17 protein-coding genes are annotated in these 21,766 nt (G+C 71.6%); 8 read left to right on the top strand and 9 right to left on the bottom strand.

The window, feature by feature from the left end:
• Positions 1–13: 13 nt before the first annotated feature.
• The 4 genes from J2S58_RS10525 to J2S58_RS10510 form a co-directional block, all read right to left on the bottom strand.
• Positions 14–1,486 carry a glycosyltransferase family 39 protein gene (locus tag J2S58_RS10525; RefSeq protein WP_306828074.1) on the bottom strand — a complete coding sequence of 491 codons (1,473 nt, stop codon included), beginning with the start codon at positions 1,484–1,486 and terminating at the stop codon, positions 14–16.
• Positions 1,479–2,201, bottom strand: a complete 723-nt coding sequence (locus tag J2S58_RS10520) for a glycosyltransferase family 2 protein (RefSeq protein WP_306828072.1) — start codon at positions 2,199–2,201, stop codon at positions 1,479–1,481. Before J2S58_RS10520 ends, J2S58_RS10525 begins: the two co-directional genes overlap by 8 nt.
• A 43-nt stretch (positions 2,202–2,244) precedes the next feature.
• Entirely contained in the window at positions 2,245–2,907 is a 663-nt protein-coding gene (locus J2S58_RS10515) for a class I SAM-dependent methyltransferase (RefSeq protein WP_306828070.1), read from the bottom strand.
• Between the two features lie 185 nt (positions 2,908–3,092).
• Positions 3,093–4,592, bottom strand: a complete 1,500-nt coding sequence (locus J2S58_RS10510) for an MFS transporter (RefSeq protein ID WP_306828068.1) — start codon at positions 4,590–4,592, stop codon at positions 3,093–3,095.
• A gap of 190 nt (positions 4,593–4,782) precedes the next feature.
• Here J2S58_RS10510 and J2S58_RS10505 point away from each other — a divergent pair, with 190 nt between their 5' ends.
• The 5 genes from J2S58_RS10505 to J2S58_RS10485 all read left to right on the top strand — a co-directional run bounded on the left by J2S58_RS10505 (position 4,783) and on the right by J2S58_RS10485 (position 10,981).
• Complete coding sequence (locus tag J2S58_RS10505; RefSeq protein WP_306829377.1) at positions 4,783–6,567, top strand: thioester domain-containing protein; 1,785 nt, start codon at positions 4,783–4,785, stop codon at positions 6,565–6,567.
• Between the two features lie 164 nt (positions 6,568–6,731).
• Positions 6,732–7,649 (top strand): pentapeptide repeat-containing protein, encoded by a 918-nt coding sequence (locus tag J2S58_RS10500; RefSeq protein WP_306828066.1) that lies wholly within the window; start codon positions 6,732–6,734, stop codon positions 7,647–7,649.
• Positions 7,650–7,708: 59 nt separating this feature from the next.
• Complete coding sequence (locus J2S58_RS10495; RefSeq protein WP_306828064.1) at positions 7,709–8,158, top strand: helix-turn-helix transcriptional regulator; 450 nt, start codon at positions 7,709–7,711, stop codon at positions 8,156–8,158.
• A gap of 5 nt (positions 8,159–8,163) precedes the next feature.
• Positions 8,164–8,574 (top strand): VOC family protein, encoded by a 411-nt coding sequence (locus tag J2S58_RS10490; protein WP_306828063.1) that lies wholly within the window; start codon positions 8,164–8,166, stop codon positions 8,572–8,574.
• Positions 8,575–8,653: 79 nt separating this feature from the next.
• A complete protein-coding gene (locus tag J2S58_RS10485) occupies positions 8,654–10,981 on the top strand; it encodes an excinuclease ABC subunit UvrA (RefSeq protein WP_344470086.1) in 2,328 nt (775 codons plus the stop codon).
• 35 nt (positions 10,982–11,016) lie between these two features.
• Here the strand turns inward: J2S58_RS10485 and J2S58_RS10480 are convergent, their stop codons facing one another.
• Complete coding sequence (locus J2S58_RS10480) at positions 11,017–11,502, bottom strand: hypothetical protein (protein ID WP_306828058.1); 486 nt, start codon at positions 11,500–11,502, stop codon at positions 11,017–11,019.
• 226 nt (positions 11,503–11,728) lie between these two features.
• Between J2S58_RS10480 and J2S58_RS10475 the strand changes: the two genes are divergently transcribed.
• Both J2S58_RS10475 and J2S58_RS10470 read left to right on the top strand, forming a co-directional pair.
• Positions 11,729–12,358, top strand: a complete 630-nt coding sequence (locus J2S58_RS10475; protein WP_344470084.1) for a response regulator transcription factor — start codon at positions 11,729–11,731, stop codon at positions 12,356–12,358.
• The gene (locus J2S58_RS10470; RefSeq protein WP_306828055.1) at positions 12,355–13,611 is read left to right on the top strand and encodes a sensor histidine kinase; all 1,257 of its coding nucleotides are present in this window, start codon (positions 12,355–12,357) and stop codon (positions 13,609–13,611) included. The genes J2S58_RS10475 and J2S58_RS10470 overlap by 4 nt, the downstream gene beginning before the upstream one ends.
• A 15-nt stretch (positions 13,612–13,626) precedes the next feature.
• Here J2S58_RS10470 and J2S58_RS10465 read toward each other — a convergent pair whose 3' ends face one another.
• Both J2S58_RS10465 and J2S58_RS10460 read right to left on the bottom strand, forming a co-directional pair.
• Positions 13,627–14,859 (bottom strand): alpha/beta hydrolase family protein, encoded by a 1,233-nt coding sequence (locus J2S58_RS10465; protein WP_306828052.1) that lies wholly within the window; start codon positions 14,857–14,859, stop codon positions 13,627–13,629.
• A gap of 26 nt (positions 14,860–14,885) precedes the next feature.
• Positions 14,886–15,347: a YybH family protein gene (locus J2S58_RS10460; protein WP_306828050.1), complete on the bottom strand. Its 462-nt coding sequence runs from the start codon at positions 15,345–15,347 to the stop codon at positions 14,886–14,888.
• Between the two features lie 273 nt (positions 15,348–15,620).
• Here J2S58_RS10460 and J2S58_RS10455 point away from each other — a divergent pair, with 273 nt between their 5' ends.
• On the top strand, positions 15,621–15,806 hold the full coding sequence (locus J2S58_RS10455) for a hypothetical protein (RefSeq protein WP_306828049.1): 186 nt from the start codon (positions 15,621–15,623) through the stop codon (positions 15,804–15,806).
• Positions 15,807–16,064: 258 nt separating this feature from the next.
• On the opposite strand, the gene J2S58_RS10450 is transcribed toward J2S58_RS10455, so the two are convergent.
• Together J2S58_RS10450 and J2S58_RS10445 are read right to left on the bottom strand one after the other, a co-directional pair.
• Positions 16,065–16,487: a hypothetical protein gene (locus J2S58_RS10450; RefSeq protein ID WP_306828047.1), complete on the bottom strand. Its 423-nt coding sequence runs from the start codon at positions 16,485–16,487 to the stop codon at positions 16,065–16,067.
• On the bottom strand, positions 16,484–21,592 hold the full coding sequence (locus J2S58_RS10445) for a LamG-like jellyroll fold domain-containing protein (protein ID WP_306828045.1): 5,109 nt from the start codon (positions 21,590–21,592) through the stop codon (positions 16,484–16,486). Before J2S58_RS10445 ends, J2S58_RS10450 begins: the two co-directional genes overlap by 4 nt.
• Positions 21,593–21,766: the final 174 nt, after the last annotated feature.

The raw sequence follows: 21,766 nt of genomic DNA, 5'->3' as shown, positions 1-21,766 counted from the left end.
AGATCGGCGCCGGTCATCGCACGCCGGGCGGCAGGTACAGGTCGTAGCCGCCCACGCTCAAGATCTCGTAGTCGGCCGCGGGCAGCAGCAGCGACGGCTCCGCGCCGGCCCCGTAGACCAGCGCCACCTCGGCCGGGTCGGCGGCCTCCACGTCGGCGGCCGGACCCAGCAGGCGGATCGGGAAGTCGGGGCGCACGACCAGGGAGCCGTCGGCGAGATAGTCCATCAGGTAGATCGCCCAGTAGTCGCCCCGCAGGAAGGTGACGCCGCGGTCCTCCAGGGCGCGGACGGCGGCGATCGGGGCGCGGTCCGGGTTCTCCGGGGCCCACCCGGCCTGCCGGACCAGGATCGGCACGCAGAACAGCAGCACCCAGGCGGTGGGGACGACCGTCACCGACCACGCGGAGCTCCCCCACCGCTGCGGCAGCACGGCCAGCCACCCGCCGAGGCCGACGAGGAGCATGGGCAGGAACGGCAGTGCGTACCGGGCGTCGTCCACGAACTCGAGCTGGCCGAAGGTGGCGAGCACCGGGAAGGCGGCGACCCCGGCGAACACCACCGGCGCCGCGGCGGAACCGCAGCGCCGGAGCAGCACGATCCAGCCGGTCACGGCGGCCACGACGATCACGCCGGCGACGACGGGGGTCACCGCCTCCCCCCACAGCCACTCACCGCGGGGCAGTCGCAGCCCGAACGCGCGGGGGAGCAGAGCGACGAAGAATCCGACCAACCGGTCCAGGTAGGTGGTGTCCCCCGAACTGCGGGCCGCGGCCGGCAGGCCGCGCTGCTGGATGTACACCAGCCACGGGCTCACCCCGACGACGGCGCCGATGGCGCCGGGCAGGGCCCAACCCAGCAGCCGTCGCCAGTGCCGCAGGGTCGGGGGGAGCAGGGCGAGCACGCACACCACCCCGAACATCGGGTGGCTCCAGACCGCGAACCCGGTGGCCAACCCGGCGAGGCCGGCGATCCAGGGGAGCCGGCTGTCGTCGTGCATCGCCCGACCGGCCAGCGCGAGCACGCCGACCATCGCGATCATGCCGGTGGGGTAGCCCATGTACGGGCGGGAGGTGACGACCAGGATCGCCCCGGAGACGCTGAGGGCGATCACGCCGACCACCGCGGCCGCGGCCGGGCCGATCAGTGGGCGGGCCGTGCGGTACAGCAGGAACGCGACCACCGCCCAGAGCAGCCCGGCCAGGAGACGCAGCGGCCAGGCGCCGCCGCCCGCGAGCAGGAACGGGATCAGCAGGTAGGACTCCGTCGTCGACCCGTAGTCGTTGCCCGCGACCATCAGGTAGAAGGTGCCGTCCATCGCCTCGCGCGCCTGCAGGCCGACGAGCGTCTCGTCGCTGTTCAGGGCGAGCAGCGAGGTGTGGGCGACCCAGATGCGGACGAGCAGGGCCAGCACGATCGGAGGGATCGCGGCCAGCAGCAGGGCCCGCCCGGTGACCTCGGCCCGCGTCCGGGTGTCGACGTCAGCCACGGAGGGCGTTGCGCCGCAGGCGCATCCGGGCGGACAGGACGGCCATCCGGACGCCGAGGGCGATGGTGCGGTGCAGGTGCCCGGTGACCGAGGACTCGCCGACCCGGGCGTGGTAGTTCACCGGCACCTGCACGATCCGGTACTGCCGGATGATCGCCAGCAGCAGCATCTCCAGGCCGAACGCCGAACCGGCGTGGGTGGCGCGCTGCACCAGGTCCGCGGCGCACGCCCGGGAGACCACCCGGAAGGTGCAGCCCACGTCGGACAGGTAGACGGTGTTGTAGGTGGCCTCGATGCCCTTGGCCAGCGCCCAGTTCCCCCACCGCAGGTGCCAGCCCATGTTGGCGCCGTCCCAGATGAACGTCTGCACGGTGCGGGATCCGACGACCAGGTCGCACTCGCCGGTGAACGGCAGCAGCTTGTCCAGGTCGGCCGGCCGGAAGGTGCCGTCCGGTTCGCAGACGCAGATCAGGTCGGCGTCGACCTCGCGCAGGCCGCGTTGGATGGCGGCGCCGTAGCCCTGCCGCGGCTCGTGGATCTCCCGGGCGGTCGTCGTCGCCACCTCGTCGGAGGTGCCGGCGGCGGCGTTGTTGTTGATCACCAGGATGTCGTCGACGTAGCCGAGCTTCTCGAAGCCCTGGATGGTCTCGGCGATGCTGTCGCGCTCGTTGTACGTCGGCAGGATCACCGCGACGCTCCGGCCGTTCCAGACCATGCCCGTCCTCTCCTGGTCGATCGGTGGTGCCGGCGTGGTGGGGTCAGCGGGCCGGGGTGGCCACGAACAGCATCTGGCCGGCCAGCGGCTTGATCGGCGACCGCAGGTACCAGGGCACCAGGAAGGACAGCGCGGACGCCTTGGACTTCATCGTCAGCGGCAGGAAGCGGGCCATCGCGACCTGGACGCGCCAGCCTTCGGACGCCAGGTAGTCGCGCAGCGACCGGTCGGTGTAGATCGCGACGTGGGTGTAGTCGTCGAAGTACCCGCCCGGGTTCAGCCGGAAGTTCGGCTGCATGAGGATGAGGTGGCCACCGGGGCGGACGACGCGCGCGGCTTCGTCGAGCAGTCGGGTCGCGTCCTCCCGCGGCAGGTGCTCGAGCAGGTTGGACGCGAACACCACGTCGAACTCGCCGGGCGCGAAGCGGGACAGATCGGTGCAGTCGCCGACGACGGCCTCGACGTGGTCGTCCGCCGCGCGGACCACGACCTCGTCCATGTCCATCGCCACGACCCGGCGGGCGGTGACCTGGTTGGCGAAGTCGCACCAGCCGGCGCCGAGTTCCAGCACCGCACCGTCGGTGGGGATCCACCGCTGGAGGTAGTCGCAGATGTGGCGCCAGGTGCCCGCCCGGTGCGGGTTGGCGGCCAGCCGGGTCTGGAAATAGCCCAGCTTCCCGGCGGCGGAGTCCGGTGCGGTCGTCATCTCGTCCCCTGTTCGTCGTGGTCCGTGCGGGCGGTCGGGGGCGGGTGGAGGCTGCGTGTCGCCCTGGAACCTACCTGGCCCGACCCGCTGGACAGCCCCGACGAGGGCGCCCGGCGGAGTCCCGGGGCGATGTCACAACAGCACCGGTGACCCCACGTCACGGTCCGTTCACGCAGGTGGGAGGGTCAGGGCGACGCCGTGCGGGACTCGACGAGGGCCGGCCCCTGGACGGGGCAGCACACGCGCTCGGCGGGTGCGTCCGGATCGGCGACGGCCGAAGGCGCGGGTCGGCCCGGCATGGCCGTCGCGGACACGACTGCGCCGACGACGAGCAGGCCGGCGGCGATGGACAGGGCGATGCCGAAACCGCGGTCGAAGGCGACGGGGTCGTCGTAGCTCTGCCCGCCGAGCCCGCCCAGGACCGGGAACGCCGCCACGGCGACGAGGCCGGCGGCTCGGGCGACCGCGTTGTTGATGCCGGACGCCACCCCGGCCTGCTCGGCCGGAGCCGCGCCCAGCACGGTGGCGGTCAGCGGGGCGACCAGCAGGGAGAGGCCCAACCCCAGGACGGCCACGGCCGGGAGCACCTCGGTCAGGTAGTGCGCGCCGGGACCGATGCGCAGCATCAGCAGGACGGCCACCGTGCACAGCGACGTCCCCGCCGTCATCGGCAGGCGCGGCCCGATCCGGGTGGCCAGCTGACCGAACCGGGCGGACAGCGCCAGCATGAGCACGGTAACCGGCAGCATCGCCGTGCCCGCGGCGAGCGGGCTGAACCCGGAGACGACCTGCAGCTGGACGGCGAGCAGGAAGAAGGCGCCACCAAAGGCCCCGTAGACCAGGAAGGTCACCACGTTCGCGGCGGTGAAGGTCCGGTTCCGGAAGACGGCGGGCGGCACCATCGGGTGGGGCAGGCGCCGCTCGACCACGACGAACGCGGCCAGGGCGCAGAGGCCGATGGCGGTGGCGGGCAGCACCAGACCGCCGGCCCCGTTCTCCGGGACGGCGATGATCGCGTAGGTCAGCCCGGCCAGGGCCAGGATGCTCAGCCCCGCGCCGAGCACGTCGATGCCCTTGGCGGCGTGCGGGTCCCGGGTCTCCGGGACGTGTCGGACCGCGAGCACCACCACCGCCACGGCCAGCGGGACGTTGATCAGGAAGATCCAGCGCCAGCCCACCGACTCCAGCAGCCAGCCGCCGAGGAACGGGCCGATGGCGGTGGCCACGCCGCCGAATCCGGACCACACGCCGATGGCGCGGGCCCGGTCGTCGGGGTGGAACGACGCCTGGATCATGGCCAGGCTGCCGGGTGTCAGCAGCGCCCCGCCGACCCCCTGCAGGGCCCGGGCCGCCACCAGCGCCTCCGGCCCGGGGGCGAGTCCGCAGAGCAGCGAGGCGACCGCGAACCAGACCACGCCGATGAGGAAGACCCGGCGGCGGCCGAACCGGTCACCCAGGGAGCCGCCGAGCAGGATGAGCGAGGCCAGGGTCAGCGTGTAGGCGGTGATCGTCCACTGCAGGGCGGCGAACCCGGTGCCGAGGTCCGCGCCGATGGCCGGCAGGGCGATGTTGACCACCGTGGCGTCGATCCCCGCGATCCCCGAGCCCATGATCGAGGCGAGCAGCACCCATCGGCCGCTGCCCGAACCGACACGCAGCCCGCCGTCCACCACCGGTCCCGACATGGGCCCACCCCCTGGCCAGAGTGTGCGCCTCGCCGGAAGCCCCTCCCGGCCCGGGAGCGTCGCACTCACCCCCGGCTCACTCGTTATCACTGACAGTGGTCGTGCGTGCATCGAGGACGCGGGGCGGGGTGGGGACATGCGACGGGTCGGTCGACGTGGGGGACGAGCTGTCCTGGTTGTTCTGGTGGCGATGCTGATCGTGCTGGGTGCGCCCACGGCGGGCGCCGTCCCCGGCGATCCGCCGACCAACCCGCCGCCCGCCGGTGCGGATGCCGAGTTGGTGCTCTCCGGCCTCGGGCCGGCGACGTCGCTCCCCGGGCGCATCGCCCCGCTGGGCAGCGGCTTCTCCCCGACCCTGGGCTACCCGTCCGCACCCGACCCGACCTGGCAGGTGCTCGACACCGAGGGCCGGCGGATCCTGGCCACGGCCGACCCGTCCGAGGACGGCGCCATCCTCGTCTACTGCATCGATCTGCGGACCGCGACGACGATCGGCTTCGGATACCGGCAGGGGAGTTGGGACGCGGCGAACGTCCCGCTGGTCGGGTACGTCGCGCGGATCCTGGAGCTGTACTACCCGAACACCGCCCTGCCCGCGGGGCTGACCGACGACCAGCGCGCCGCCGCCGTCCAGGCCGCCATCTGGTTCTTCACGGACAAGTTCGTCCTGGACCAGCGGGCCGCGCTGCGCCCCGCCGTCGCCGACATCGTGCAGGCCGTGATCGCCGCCGGCCCGGTGGTGCAGCCCGCCAGCGGCCTGGAGATCACCGCCCCCAGCGGGGACTTCCCGGCCGGATCCCTGGCCGGGCCGTTCGTCGCCACGGCCACCGCCGGGGACATCACGGTCAGCTCGACCGACGCCACGATGTACGCCGACGCGGCCGGGACGCAGGTCGTCGGCGACGGCACGACGGTGCCGACCGGGACCTCGCTGTGGTTGCGGCCGGACGACGTACTCGATCTGTCCGTCACCCTCGACGCGAGCGCGGTCGTGTCCGTCCCGAGCGGGAACGTCTACCTCTACGACGGCAACGACCCGAACGTCCCCACCGCGCAGAAGCTCATCCTGGCCAGTACCGGGTCGGTGCGCAGCACCGCCAGTGCGTCGGCCGCGTTCTTCGCCGCCGGCGTGCTCCAGGTCCGGAAGGTCATCGCCGGGCCCGCGGCCGGGGAGCAGGGCTCCGTCACCGTCGCCGTCAGCTGTGACGGCGAGGTGCTGCCGGCACTCGTCGTCCCGGCCGGATCCACCACGGGCGGCGTGCAGGTCTACACCGGTCTGCGGGGCGGCGCGGCGTGCACGGTGACCGAGCCGGTCGACGGTGCGGTGGGCGGCCTCGGGGTGGCCACCGCGCTCCCCGACCCGGTGACCGTGATCGCCGAGACCACCGTCACCGCGGAGGTCACCAACACCTACTCCGCCGTCGCCCCGCCGACCACGACCGTCACCGTGCCGACCACGGTGACGGTTCCGACCACGGTGTCGGTGCCGACCACGGTGACGGTGCCGACCACGGTGTCGGTGCCGACCACGGTGACCGTCCCGACCACGGTGACGGTGCCGACCACGGTGACCACCACGGACACCGAATCGACGACGGCGACCACCACGGTCACCGTCTCCCCGACATCGACCACGCCCACCGACCCCACGACGCCGACCGATCCGACCACGCCCACCAGCACGATGACCGTGGACCCGACATCCACCGGCACCGACCCGACGACGCCCACCGACCCCACGACGTCGCCGACCGCGTCAACTACGACGGCGACCACCGTGGTCACGGCGACAGCCACGGCCGCCGTACCGGTCACCGTCTCGCCGACCGACGGGGGCGGCATCACCCCACGACATGCGGCCGAACTCGCCGCCACGGGCGTCCACGTCCGGGCCGCCGCCGTGGCCGGGCTGTGTCTGCTGCTGACGGGCGGGGCGCTCTGCCTGGTGCTGCGCCGGCGGGGTCGGTCGACCTGAGCCACGGCGGGCAGGGCCCGACCGGTGTCGGGCCGGGCCGGGGGCCAGCCGTCACCGACGAACGACAGGGGCCCCGACGGGGCGCTGTGGTTCACCGAGCCCGCCACCGACATGCTGGGCCGCATCGTGGGCGACTGACGGCCGAACGAGAGGAGGGGGAAGAGTTGGTGCGGAACGACTGGACAACCCGCTGGGAGCAGAGCCTCCCGACGCAGGCCGCGGTCCGCGCCTGGCTGTCCGGCCACGCGCCCCGGCCCGACGGCCTCGGCACCGTGGGTGGGCGCATCGACCTCCGCGGCATCGAGTTGACCGGCGCACCGCTCACCCTCGGGAGCAATGACGATCCGACCGCAGGGATCACCTGGGAGTCTCTCGACCTGTCCTGCGCTCGCATGGATGCGCTCCGGCTCTTCGGTGCCCGAATCCACGACTGCGTGTTCGACGGCGCCGGCCTGGTCGACCTGCGGGTGTGGGGGGCGACGGTCACCGAATGCTCGTTCCGCCGGGCCGACCTCCGCCACGCCATTCTCGGCGCGGGGGAGTGGCACGGGCTGCGTTCCACCTGGACGGACATCTCGTTCGAGCGGGCGAAGATGGCCCGGGCGGTCTTCACCGGAAGCGTCCTGCGGCGATGCCGCTTCGACACCCCTGGCCGGTTCCTCCAGATGCAGGACTGCGTCGTCGACGAATGCGCGTTCATCGGGGTTCTGGACACCCTGGTCGTCGACGGGCGCGGCCACCGACATCCGTTGTCCACGAGCGCCTTCGTCGCCGACCTCGGTGGGGCGACCTTCCGCGGCACCCACGTGACCGGCTACCGGCTCGACCGAGCGACCTTGCCCGACCAGGCCGACCTCCTGGTGGTGCACCGGTACGTCGAGGTGTTCACGGCGGCAGCGGACCGGCTCGAGCTGCCCAGCGGCTCGGAGGCCGACCACCGGGCGGCACAGCTGCTGCGTCGGTTGGCGGCCGCTCCCGGTCCGGACCTCGACGCGGACATCTGCCTCGACCTGGACGGGCTGGGGGACGCCGCGCAGGCCGATGCGATCCGGCAGGCACTCCGGCCACCGCCCGCGGCCTGACCGGTGGGGCGCCCTGTCGGGGTCTGGTCAGCGTCCGCCCCGGGTGCCACCATGCAGCGGTGACCAGCAGGCCCATCCCGGAGCAGCGGCTACGGGATCTCGCGCGACTGCGGCGGGTCCGTGACCGCATCGACCGGGAGTACGCGCAGCCGCTGGACGTGGAGGCCCTGGCCCGCGGCGCCCACATGTCCGCGGGGCATCTGAGCCGGGAGTTCCGGGCCGCGTACGGGGAATCGCCCTACGGGTACCTGATGACGCGGCGGATCGAGCGGGCCATGGCGCTGCTGCGGCGGGGTGACCTGACCGTCACGGAGGTCTGCTTCGCGGTGGGGTGTCAGTCGCTCGGCACGTTCAGCACCCGGTTCACCGAACTGGTCGGCGTGCCGCCCGGGGTCTACCGCCGGCGCGAGGGGCGGGCGGCGTTCGGCATGCCGCCGTGCCTGGCCAAGCAGGTGATGCGACCGGTCAGGAATCGAGAAGTGCGGGCCGGCGCTCCGGACCTAGCCTGACCGCCATGTCCATCTTCCTGCACTCGAGCTTCCTGCCCCAGAACGATCCCGACGCCGCCGTCGCCTTCTACCGCGACACCCTCGGCCTCGAGGTGCGCAACGATGTGGAGAACGGCGGGATGCGGTGGATCACCGTGGGGCCCGCCGATCAGCCGGACGTCTCCGTGGTGCTCTACCCGCCCGAGGGGGACCCGGGCATCACCTCCGACGAACGACGCACCATCGCCGAGATGATGGCCAAGGGCACCTTCGCGCGGATGCTGCTGGCGGCCGACGATCTCGACGCCACCTTCGACCGGGTGCAGGCCACCGACGCCGAGATCGTCCAGGAGCCCACCGAGCAGTTCTGGGGCGTGCGGGACTTCGCCGTCCGCGACCCCGCGGGCAACCTGCTGCGCATCCAGGAGCGCCGTTGAGGACCGTGCGTCCAGGATCGTCGACACCAGGGAGACACCCGTGAGCACCACCCCGCAGGTTGCCGCCGACCGGCACGACATGATCCGGGTGACCGGTGCCCGGGTGAACAACCTCAAGGACGTCAGCGTCGAGATCCCCAAACGGCGGCTGACCGTGTTCACCGGGGTGTCCGGCTCGGGCAAGAGCTCGCTGGTGTTCGGCACCATCGCCGCGGAGTCGCAGCGGCTGATCAACGAGACCTACAGCACCTTCGTGCAGGGGTTCCTGCCCACGCAGGCCCGTCCCGACGTCGACGTGCTGGACGGCATCACCACGGCGATCATCGTCGACCAGGAGCGGATGGGTGCCAACCCGCGGTCCACGGTGGGCACCGCGACGGACGCGAACGCCATGCTGCGCATCCTGTTCAGCCGGCTCGGAGCGCCCCATGTCGGGTCACCGCAGGCGTTCTCGTTCAACGTCGCCTCGATCAGCGGCGCCGGCGCGGTGACCTTCGAGCGGGCCGGTCAGCAGGTCAAGGAGCGTCGGGACTTCTCCATCACCGGCGGCATGTGTCCGCGCTGCGAGGGCATGGGCAAGGTGACCGACTTCGATCTGACCGCGCTCTACGACGACACCAAGTCCCTGAACGAGGGGGCGCTGATCATCCCCGGTTACAGCATGGACGGTTGGTACGGGCGCATCTTCCGTGGCGCCGGCTTCTTCGACGCCGACAAGCCGATCGCGAAGTTCACGAAGAAGGAACTGAACGACCTGTTGTACAAGGAGCCCACCAAGATCAAGGTCGAGGGCATCAACCTGACGTACTCCGGCGTCATCCCGCAGATCCAGAAGTCCTTCCTGTCCAAGGACGTGGAATCCCTGCAGCCGCACATCCGCGCCTTCGTGGACCGCGTCATCACATTCACGGTGTGCCCGGAGTGCCACGGCACCCGGCTCAACGAGGGGGCGAGGTCGTCGAAGATCAGGGGTCTGAGCATCGCCGACGTCTGCGCGATGCAGATCAGCGACCTGGCCGCCTGGGTCCGGGAGCTGGACGACCCCTCGATGGCCCCGCTGCTCGCCTCGCTCCGCGGGACCCTCGACTCGTTCGTCGAGATCGGCCTGGGGTACCTGTCCCTGGAACGACCGTCCGGCACGCTATCCGGCGGGGAGTCCCAGCGCACCAAGATGATCCGGCATCTCGGGTCGTCCCTCACCGATGTCACCTATGTCTTCGACGAACCCACCATCGGCCTGCATCCACACGACATCGCGCGGATGAACGCCCTGCTGCTGCAGCTGCGCGACAAGGGCAACACCGTGCTGGTCGTGGAGCACAAGCCGGAGGCCATCGTCATCGGTGACCACGTCGTCGACATCGGGCCGGGTGCCGGCACCGCGGGCGGGGAGATCGTCTACCAGGGCACGGTGGAGGGGCTGCGGACCAGTGACACGCTCACCGGCCGTCACCTGGACGACCGGGCCCGGCTCAAGGACTCGGTGCGCACCTCCGCCGGCGTGCTGGAGATCCGGGGCGCGTCGGCCAACAACCTGACCGGCGTCGACGTGGACATCCCGACCGGGGTGCTGGTCGTTGTGACCGGCGTCGCCGGGTCCGGGAAGAGCTCGCTGATCCACGGATCCGTGGTCGGGCGCGAAGGTGTCGTCTCGGTCGACCAGGGCGCGATCAAGGGCTCGCGGCGCAGCAACCCGGCCACCTACACCGGTCTGCTCGAACCCATCCGCAAGGCCTTCGCCAAGGCCAACGGGGTCAAGCCCGCCCTGTTCAGCGCCAACTCCGAGGGCGCCTGCCCGAACTGCAAGGGGGCCGGCGTCATCTACAGCGACCTGGCCATCATGGCCGGGGTCGCCACCCCCTGCGAGGTGTGCGAGGGGAAGCGGTTCCTGGCCGAGGTGCTGGAGTACACCTTCGGCGGCAAGGACATCAGCCAGGTGCTGACCATGTCGGTGGCGCAGGCGGAGGAGTTCTTCGCCGCAGGAGAGGCGAAACTGCCGGCCGCACACAAGATCCTGGCCGCGCTGGCCGATGTCGGCCTGGGCTACCTCACCCTCGGCCAACCGTTGACCACTCTGTCCGGCGGCGAGCGGCAGCGGATCAAGCTGGCCACGCACATGGGGGAGAGGGGTGGGGTCTACGTCCTGGACGAACCCACCACGGGTCTGCACCTGGCCGATGTGGAGAACCTGCTGAGCCTGCTCGACCGGCTGGTCGACGCCGGTAAGTCCGTCATCGTCATCGAGCACCACCAGGCCGTGATGGCCCACGCCGACTGGATCATCGACCTGGGCCCCGGCGCCGGACACGACGGCGGCCGCATCGTCTTCCAGGGCACGCCGGCCGAGCTCGTCGCCGACGCGTCGACGCTGACCGGGCAGCATCTGGCGGACTACGTCGCGGGGTGAGCGTCCCGGGGACATGCCCCGGGACGGCCCACGGATCAGGCGGCGGCGACGGTGAACTCGTCGGTGGGGTGCCAGCCGGTACCGGCCTGCAGGGTGGTGGCGGTGAGCGCGGGATCCAGGGAGGTCGCGGTGGCACTGTTCGACCCGGCGAGCGGGACGGTGGCGTAGAAGTCCACGGTTCCGCCGTTGGGCGTCGAGTACGTGACGTCCAGCTGGGCGCCTTCCCCGGAGTCGCTGTAGTCGCTCACGGTGGTCGAGGTGTGCGCACGCAGGACCTGCGCCGGCCGGTCCTGGAGGTGTCCGTAGGGGTTGCTCACCCCGTCCAGCGTCAGGTCCGTCCCGCTGGTGTTGTCGATGATCATCGTGATCCCGGTGCTGCCGTGGGACTGGATCGGCGACACCGACAGCTGAGCGACCGGTGCGGCCGGGGTGGCCGCACTCGCCATCCCGGCGCCCAGGCCGCACAGGGCTCCGGACAGGACGAGGGCGGCGGTGATGCGGCGGGCGGTGGTGGTGATCATGGCTGGCTCCTTGGGCCTGGTGCCCGGGGCCGTTCCCCGGGGCGATGAGAAGAACTCTGCCGCCGGGTGTGCGTCCGCACCGTCGGTCGGACTGATGACGCGGGTGATGAACCCGCTGTCCTCCTTCTGTCGGACAACCCGACCCGGGCGTGAGTCGGCCGTGAGGGGGCTCGGTCACCATGGCGGGTCGGACACGGGATCGGAGGCGGCGGTGCGACAGGGGGTCATGGTCACGGTGGTCGTCGCGGACGACCATCCGATGGTGCGGGACGGGGTGGTGCGGGCTCTGCAGTCCAGTGGTCGCATCCAGGTGGTCGCCGAGGCGGGTGACGGGCGGGCGGCACTGGCCGAGATCGACCGCCACACACCTGATGTGGCGGTGCTGGACTACCGGATGGGGGAACTGGACGGCGCGGAGGTGGCCGCGGCGCTCCGCCGCGACGGGGCGCGGACCCGGGTGCTGCTGCTGTCCGCGCACACCGAGAGCGCCATCGTGTTCCACGGGTTGGAGCAGGGCGCGGCGGGGTTCCTGTCCAAGGACGCCGACCGGGGCGAGATCGTGCGGGCCGTGCTCGACTGTGCAGCCGGCCGTCCGGTGCTGCCGCCGGACCTCGCGGCCGGCCTGGTCGGGGAGATCCAGCTCCGGCGAACCGATCCCGCTCCGGTGCTCTCCGGTCGGGAACGGGAGGTGCTGGCCGGGATGGCCGCGGGGAAGTCCGTCCCGGTGCTGGCGGCGGAGCTGTTCCTCGCCCCGTCCACGGTGAAGACCCACGTGCAGCGCCTGTACGACAAGCTGGGCGTCTCCGACCGCGGTTCGGCGGTGGCCGTGGGCATGCGGCACCACCTGCTGGAGTGAGCGCGAGCGTGGTCGTGCCGGAGACGCTCGGGGTGGATCAGGGTGGATCGCTGGTGCGCGTCACGGCCGTCCTGCGCCTGCCGCTGATCGCCCTGCTGTCCCTGCTGGCCGGCCCGGTCCCGGACGCGCAGGTGGAGCGCCCCTGGTACCTGGGGACGCTGGGGGTGTACCTGCTCGCGGATCTGGGCTGGCTCGCGCTGTGCCGGAACCCGGGAAACGCCCGGTGGCTGCCGTGGGTGTCGACCGCGGTGGACGTGCTGGCCCTGGTGGCGCTCGCGGCATCGTCCGGCGGCCCGACATCCCTGGTCCAGCCGGTGTTCTTCATGCTCCCCGTGGCGGTGTCCTTCCACGCCCTGCCCTGGCTGACCTCCGCGCTGGGTGGTGCCACGGCCGTCGGCTACCTCGCCGTCTGGCTGGCCCGGCCCGGGCAGGACGGTGGCCCGAACCTGCCGCCGGTGGTCTTCCTGCACGCCGGGTTCCTGGTGTGGCTGGCCGCGGCCACGACCTGGCTGTCGGTGGTGCTGCTGCGCCGTCGGCGGGCCGTGGAGCAGTTGCTCCGGGTCCGCCGCATGCTGGTCGCCCAGACCCTGCAGCTGGAGGAGCGGGAACGCACCGACCTGGCCGAGCGGCTGCACGACGGCCCCCTGCAGGTCCTGGTGGCCGCCCGGATGCGTCTGGAGGAGGTGCGGGACGAGTCGCCGTGGTCCGGTCCGACCGGCGGTGACCCCCGCCGAGACCCACTGACCGCCGTGCTCACCCAGCTGCGGACCTGCGCCGGTCAGATCCGTTCCGTGGTCACCGTCCTGCATCCGCAGGTGCTCGGGCAGCTGGGTCTCGCGGCGGGGCTGGCCGAACTCGCCCGCGACCACACCGCGCGCACCGGTCAGCCGGTGGACACCCGGATCGACGACGTCGGGCACCCCGAGGTGCAGGCCCTGGTGTACGCCGCGGCCCGGGAACTGCTCGCCAACGTCGCCCGGCACGCCCAGGCCTCCCGGGTGTCGATGGGGCTGACCCGGGAGGTGGACGCACTCGTCCTCCGGGTCGCCGACGACGGGATCGGGTTCGACCCGCAGATCATCGACGAGCGCATCGCCGCCGGCCACATCGGCCTGGGCTCGCACATGGCCAGGGTGGCCGCGGTCGGCGGAAGCCTGCGCATCCGCCCCGATGCGACGTCCGGCACCGAGGTCACCGTGTCCGTCCCGGCGCCGGAAGGGACGTCGCCGGAGGGTCGGCCGGTGCGACCGTGAACGGGTGACCGCGGGTCATCCCGCCGGGCGAGCGGGGACGGCGGGCCCGCGATGCTCCAGCACCGTGTCGAGCCAGTCGTACACCCGACGGTGGAAGAGAGCCCGTCCGGTCATCTCGCAGTGTCCGCTCACCTGGTCGCCCGCGCCGAACCGGACGAACTCCGTCGGGCAGCGCAGGGCGGCGGCGAAGGTGCCGGCGGCGGCGCTGAGATCATCGCCCTCGGTGCACGACACGAAGGTGGGGCAGGTGATCAGCTGCCCCCGGCCCTGGAGGGTGTACTCGGCGGCCAGGGTGAAGTAGGCGAGCGGGTCGGTCAGGCCGTGCACCCACATGTTGCGGCGCAGGGCCCATCCGGCCGACGGCTTCCTGAGCACACCGGTCAGCACGGTGCGCAGGACCGACAGCGCGACGCGGTTGCCGCTGCGCACCTGGCGGGCCAGCGGTCCGGGCAGCCGGGCGATGCTGGCGTCGAACAGGTCGTAGGGGCCGCAGTCCGACACGCACGCGGCCAGGCGGTGCTCCACGGTCGCTGCACGCGGAGCGAGATAGCCGCCGAAGCTCCACCCGTGCAGCACGAGTCGGTCGCCGTCGACCTCCGGCAGGGTCAGGGCGTGGTCGACGACGGGGCCGACGACGTTCTCCCAGTCCGGCCGGAACGGCAGTCCCTGATCCAGGACGACCGAGCCCTGGCCAGGCCCGTCGAAGGCGAGCACGTTGTACCCGCGGGCCAGGGCGGCCACCGCGTTGGCGAAGTACAGCTCCTCGACGGTGCCGTCGTACCCGTCGACGAGGATGACGGTCGGCCGGGTCGCCCCGTCGTCGGCCGCGCGGAAGAAGTATCCGGGCAGAGTGGTTCCCTCGTAGGGAATCTCGAGGATGTCCGGCGGGAGGTCGAGCAGGGCTGCCCCGGCGCGGAAGCAGCGCGTCTGTTCTCCGGACGCAGTGCGGAACCGGGGGTCGACCGGAGCGCCCATGAGGAACAGACCGGCGGTGCGATGGTAGTTGGACGCACGGAACCAGGCCCCCCGTGCGCTCACCCGGTGACCGTCCGCCGCGCTCTCCGCCGCCTGCGCCTCAACCCGTTCGGCCGTGGCGCTCCACTCGGTGAACCAGCGGTCCGGATCGGCCTTGCCGATCCGACGTGCTGTGGCGAAGCACTCGCCGATCTCCGCACCGCCCTGCGCGGTGTACGCCAGGGCCCGCAGGAACTGCGCGTCGAACAGGTCGTCGGTGAAGACCACCGTCATGGCCGGCTCCCCTCTCGCTCGTCAGGTCAGGAGTGCGCCGCGTAACTCTGCTCGCGGTTGGCGTCCATGTACATCTCGGACACGATCGACCATCGCCCGTCGGTCCCGCGGTGCAGGACGCGCACCGAGAAGTTGTCCCGCATCGGCATGCGCGAGCCGTCCAGCAGGAGTTGGCCGGTGATCTGCAGATGGGCCGAGACGACGACCACGGTGCCCTCGACCACGCGCATCGAGCTCTCCGGTGGGCTGACCAGGGTGCCGGCGTCGAAGTTGCCGTCCGCGAAGAGGCCGGTCAGGTAGGCGACGATCTCCGCCCGCCCCTTCTTCACACTGCCGAAGGCGTTCACCCAGTCCGCGTCGTCGGCGTAGACCTCCTCGAGCAGGGTGGCGTCCCGCTCGGCGAAGGCCCGCTGCAGCAGGCCCAGGGTGCGGCCGATCGCGGCCTGGTCGGGCGCGGGGAGGGGGGCATCGTGAGGGGAAGCAGTCACGGGGAGCTCTCTCTGTGTCGGGGCGCGACCTTTGGGCCGGCCGGAATGAACGTGCCTGCGCAGACGCTGGAGTCCGGCAGTGCGGTCTACCGGTGCAGCCGCCGCCGACCGCGGGTCCACAGCACGGCCCCCGCCGCCAGGAGCGCGGCGCCCGTCAGCACCATCGCGAGCAGTGGGCCGGCGCCCGTCCAGGCCAGCGGCCCGCCACGGGATGGTGTGGCGGCCGCCGTGTCGTCGTGGGTGCCGCCGCCCGGTGATCGAGGTCCACGACTCGTGGCGACGGAGGGCGCCGCGGAGGCCGACCCCGCCGCGGCGGACGTCGTGCCGATGGACGGGGAGCTCGTTGCGGACGCCGTCGTGGTGGGGGGCACGGTCGTGGGACCCGTCGGATCGTCCGGGGTCGGACCGGCCGGTGTGGTGGTGCCCGACGGGTCCGGGGTCGGGGTGCTGCAGTCGTAGGGACTCACCAGCTCGAAGACGGCAGGGTCGGTCGAGTTCGGGGTGAGACTCCAGGAAGGCCTGGTCGTCTCGCCTCCGGGTGCCTGGGCCGACGCGGCCCGGCAGGGTGCGGCTGCCACGGGTGTCGGTGCGATGAGCATGGCGAGCATGGCCGTGGTGGCGGCCGCCCCGAAGGCTGCCATGCGGGGAGGGATGGGTCGGTCGTTCGCAGCGTCGCAGACGCGGGCAGTCCTGGGCGGGGTGGGCTCTGGGCGGGGGTCACGCGTCATGGAAGATCACCATCAGCATCTGTCGGGAGCCGCCGGGGTGCCCCCATCGGGCGGCGTGGGCCTTGCTGCCCGGCGGGAAGGAACACAGTCGGTCCGCCCGCCAGGTCCGTCGGGAGCGGTCGTAGGCCATCATGACGCCGTCGGTGTCGAGGGCCCAGACCTGCCCCTCCGCTGCCCTGGCCACGTCACTGGGGGTCCCGAACAGGACGTCGAGCCGGTTCAGATCAATGGTCACCTCGGTGGGAGTGGACAGGCCTGCAGCCGAGAACCCGACGGCTGCCCGGGTGTCGGTGGGCAGGACGACGGCGACGGCCAGGGCGGCGGTGACACCTGCCCCCCAGGAGAGGAACTGCCGGCGGCCGATCCGGAGGTGATCGTCCTCGGGACCGGCGGCCGCACCGTGCGCCCTCATCCCTGGTCCACGTAGTTCAGGATGGGTGGGAGCCACCCGAAGAGCACCTTGCCCAGCTGTACCACCAGGTCACCCTCGGGTCCGGCAGCATGACCCACTTCGATGGCCAGTCCCAGAGCGCTGCACAGGTTCTCGACCAGGAGGAGACCGGGAATGTTCGCACTCAGGTACCCGTTCGGCCACTGGTCCGCCCACACCGCCGACGCGATGAGGAGCAGCACTCCCCACAGGGTGTCGCGGGCGATGGCGGCCGGGACGGAGTTCGCGGTGAACACACCGTCGAAGTTCGACCCGGGAAACAGATAGACGAAGTTCACCAGGTTGGGTACCAGGCGGAACAGCCAGAACACCCAGTCCTGCGCGCTCCAACCACTCTGCCACACCGGGCTGACGACCAGGGTGAACGCCCAGAGGAAGCTGTCCAGGGCGACCGAGACCATGGTCAGCACGGTCACCGTGCCGCCGGTGTCGACGGCTTCCGTCCAGGCGAACAGGTCGATCGTGGTGCTGATGAGCCCGAGGAGATCAGCGACCACGACTGCCCCGACGTTCGCCGCCCCACCCAGCAGGTCGGGGCCGGCCTGAGTCGGATCGGTGAGCAGGGGGCTGCCGGTGAGCACGTTGACGAGGATGGTCGCCGGGACGGCCACCACCAGGGCGACCAGGTCCAGGATGCTGAGGTCGGAGCCCGTCACACTCCGGTAGAGCGGGCCGATGAAGGGGATGTCGATCGTCTGCCCCATCCAGGCGGCGAGATCACCCAGGACGGCGGCGACCATCGTGGCGAGATCCTCGGCGATGGACACCCCGATGGAGACGGCATCGTCGGCGATGATGGTCAAAATGCCCAGGATCTCGGTGAAGCCAGCTCCCAGTACTGATTTCGGGTCGGCCAGTGTGCCGCGGAGTGCGGTGGTCTGCTGCTGCAGTTGGGCAGGGAAGTTCTCGGCCTTGCCGCGCACGGCATCTCCCACCGCGGAGGTGAAGGCCTGCCACGCTCCGAGGGTGATGCTCGGATCGAAGGACCCCACGGCCGCAGCCACCGCCGGCGCGGTCGCCCCCCCGGCGTTCTCCTGAAGCTTCTGCGTCATCCATTGGCATTGGCCGGCGTTGCTTCCGCCGCCGCTGTTGTACACAACGTTGGGATCATTGGCCGAGCCCTGGAATGTCTGGACGGTGCCCGACTGCTTCTGGCCCGTCCTGGTGACGCTGGTGCCACCGGTGACCGTACTCAGGACGGAGGCGATGTCGTTGCCGGCGTTGCCGGCGTTGCCGGTGGTGCCGGTGGTGCCGGCGTTGCCGGCGAGCCAGCGGCCGAGGGTATTGACGCCGGGTGAAGCAGTCGGCGCGGTCAGGGCGTTCCGCACGACCTGGCTGATGAGTGTGTGGTTCGCGATGATGTTGCCCCAGTCGAAGAGTCGACTCAGCCACTGGACCAGTTGTCGGGCGTCGTTCACCACGGCCTTGAAGAAGCCGATGCAGGCGGTGACCGCGTCCTCCAGGCAGCCGATGGTCAACGTGTAGACCGCTTTCGCCGCATTGACGGTGGCGTACACGATGGCCTGGGCCGCGGTGGCCACGTCGTCGGCGACCGTGACGGCGACCTTCTCGACCACCCCCGCCCCCTTCACCACGTCTTGGACGAAGTCGTGCCAGAGCGACCCCAGGCCGGCGTCGGGTCTCGCCCCGGTGAAGCCCCGCGGCGGCGCGGTGTCAGCCGTTGCGCTGAACGCCGGGACGTTCCCGGACAGATCGAAGGTGAAGGAGCTCAGCGCATTCCACTGACGGGTGGGACTGGCGGTGACGTCCGGACAGTGCACCGCTCCGGGGGTTCCGACCGGGTCGGTCAGGTACCGCCCGGGGGTGGTGCTCCGCAAGCCGAGCGGAGCGGGTGCACCCACCCGGCCGATGGTGTGCTGCACCGTGTTGGCGATGGCGTCGAGGGCGGTGGTGTTGACGGTGCCGTCTGTATTGAGCAGGTATCGCGACTGGATCATGGACGACAGGTCGTACCCGGTCGCCCCGCTCAGGTACAGCGTTCCCGGGGGGTCCGCCACTTGCCCGGCGGGCGGTGTGCCCTGGACCGTCGCCAACGTGGTCAGGTGGTCGTGGTCGGGATAGACGGCGATGGCCTCCTGGGGAGCCATGAAGCTGGCCCATGCGTACAGCGGCGGGCACGACAGGTTCGGGGCGGCGGGACTGCCGGACCCGCCACCGCCGCCGCCGGGAGTGCCGTCGTCATAGGCGCTCAGGGCCAGGACCAGTGTGCCGGTGCTGTCGGTCTGCAGCCAGGTGGGCGTGCCCAGGTCGATCATGCTGCGCACACCCGACCCGCCGGTCGCATTGACGAGATAGAGGTGCGGAGGTTCGACCGGGCTTCCATCCGAACTGGGCAGTTGGGGGCTCCAGACCTTGACCGCCTGCCCGGCTCTCGGTACGCCGAACTGGTCGACCAGGCGCAGGGTCACCCGGTACGAGGTGTCCGTACCGGTGGGTGACTGTCCCTGCGTCACCGCCGTGGTGGTGTCGTAGTCCTCCACGACAAGGGTGATGTCGACCGCGAACTGGTGGACGACCGCGTTCATGTTCACCGCGTACAGGTTCTGCTCGCCGTAGAAGTAGACGACGCCGTTGGCCAGACCCTCGGCGGCCAGCACGGTGTCGGCTCCGGGGACCGGGTAGGTCAGCACGTCCAGGCCACCACCGGCGGTGTCCACGGAGACGAACGACGGGGGGACGTCGATACCGTCGCCCTGGTTGGCGAAGGTGAGGACGGCGTCGTCGGCAAGCAGATCGGTGATGATCGGCGACCCGGTGTCCACCTGCCACAGAACTGTTCCGTTGCCGCCGTCCAGGGCGTAGAGGGTGCCGTCCCCACCCCCGACGTACAGGGTGGTCCCGATCAGCACGGGGGCGGCGGTGATGTCGTCCGTCTCGAAGGAGTGGTTCCACGCGAGCGCGCCCGTCGCGGCGTCGAAGGCGCTGACGTTGCCCGACTGCCCGCACGCGTACAGCAGTCCATTGCCGGTCACCAGCGAGTGCACCTCGAACGTCACGTCCTGCAACCACGACGTGCCCGCCGGGGAGGTGCCCGGCACCCCCATCGGTTCGGCGCCGATCACACTCTGGCCGGGCCATCCTGCGGACCAGTACACGGTCGAGTCCGCGACGACGGGGTCCGCCAGCAGGATCTGGACATCCTGCGGCAGTGGGGGCACGTTGAGGCTGCCCAGCACGGTCCCCGTCGCGGACTCCACGACGACGAACCCGACCGCCTGACCGTCCCCGGTGGGTCCCGTGAGGCCGACCACGACCAGGCCCGTCGGGGCGATCGGACGAGTGCCGAAGCCCTGCCCGGGGAGAGCGGCCGGCTGGTCCCAGACAGCAGCACCGGACGTGATGTCGACGGCGTGCAACAGTGGGCCGCCGTCCGCACCCTGTGCTCCGACGTAGGCGACCCCGGCGCCCAGCCCCAGTGTCGTGATCGAAGCCGGGGCTCCGGACGGGGCGGTTCCGGGTAGCGGGTAGCTCCACAGAATCTGCTGCGACTGGATGTCCAGGCAGGACAGGGAGTTTCCGGCGGCGTCGTTCTGCGCGAACAGCAGACCCTGCGGTGTGAGGACGGGACCGGCGGGCGCGACCCCGGGAACGGGGACCGTCCACACGGTCGTCGGCAGGGGTTCCACCGGCAGGTCGGTGACCTCGATGGCGGCCCTGCCCGAGAGCACCCCGACGGAGTTGTTGACCAAGTTCTGCGCGACCATCGTCGACGGGCGGGCCGGGTCGCATCCGGCGAAGGTGCACAGGGCCAGCAGATCGGGTTCGTCACCCTGCAGCTGGACCCAGCGAAAGCTCTCGATCTCGGCCAACGACCGCGCCACTCCCCAGACCCGGGCGTCGTAGATCCAGCCGTCGAACGCCTGGTAATCGCCCAGTGCGGCGCCGATCTGGAAGTTCGGACCGGAGCCCCGTGGTGTGTACGGGGCCGGCATGGTCAGGTTCTCCGGGGTCGGCACCCCGTCCTTGTAGAGGGTGACCTGGCCCCGGTCGAAGACCGCCGCGATGTGGTGCCATTCTCCGTCGGACACCGGGGTGGTGTCGGCCGAGTTCGCCGCAGGGCCGTCCCAGTCGGTGCCGATGGTCTCGTTCCCGCCGTAGCCGACCAGCGGGGTGTCGGAGGTCCCGGGGCCGTTCACCAGCAGCAGGGTTCGGCTGGTCGCCACACCGGCGGCGGGGTCCATCCTCATCCAGCACTCCAGGGTGGCCGCGTCGGAGCTGAAGGGGGCCAGGCTGCCGGCGTCCAGGTAGTTCGCGGGATCCCCGGTGAACCGGGCGGCGCAGCGGGGCGGCGTGGGGAGGTCGGTCCACACCGGTGTCACCCCGGCCATCGGCCCGACCGACCCGTCGACCTGGTTGCGGACGGTGTCGTCGGAGCGGTCGAAAGCGGTGAGCACCAGCAGCCCCGGTTCGTCACCGGTGAGGGTGGCGTACCGGGCGGCGGCGATGTCGTCGGCGGCGCGGGCCACCGACCACACCCTGACGCCGGTCAGGTCACCGACGAAGCCGGTGGTCGCGCCCAGACCTGCCCCCAACTGCAGGGCGCCGGCGGCGGACTGGGCGGATCCCATGATCGGCACGTCACCCGCGCCCGTCCAGACTCCGTCCTTGTAGAAGGAGATCACACCCTGGTCGAACACCACGGCGATGTGGTGCCAGGCCCCGTCGGTCACGGGAGTGGCGTCCTCGGACGACCACTCCGGTGCATCCCCGCCGGGGTTCCAGAAGACGGTGAGCCGGTCGGACCCCAGCGAGATGCGCGGGCTCGCCCCGCCCGTGGGGACGCTGCCCAGCAGGATCGTCTGCGGGACGGTCTGCTCCGTCCTGATCCATGCCTCGAAGGTGGCCGCCGTCGAAGACAGCACGCCGGTGAAGGGCGAGTTCACCGTGGCGTACTGGTCTCCGACGGTGAACCGGAGGCAGTTGCCGGACGGGGCGTTCACCGGCGAGGCGGGACTGTTGCCCACTCCGGTGGTCACCGGGCTGCGCCGGGGGGCCTTTGGCAGGAAGGCGGTCGCGGACGTGCGCGGGGTCGCGGTGGTGCTCACAGGTCGGTTCTCCCCAGGGACGGTGACGGTGGCAGTGCTGGTTCGACCCAGCCGGGGTGACCGCGCGGGCGCCCCAGGACGACGGCGGTGTCCCGGCGGCCGATCGGGGCACCGCAGAAACATTCGCGGCGCCCCGGCCCCCCCGACCACCCCGACCACCCGGACGGCGGGACC

The organism is Nakamurella flavida, assembly GCF_030811475.1.
In the GTDB taxonomy this organism is placed as follows: domain Bacteria; phylum Actinomycetota; class Actinomycetes; order Mycobacteriales; family Nakamurellaceae; genus Nakamurella; species Nakamurella flavida.
This window is presented reverse-complemented; position numbering and strand designations above follow the sequence as displayed.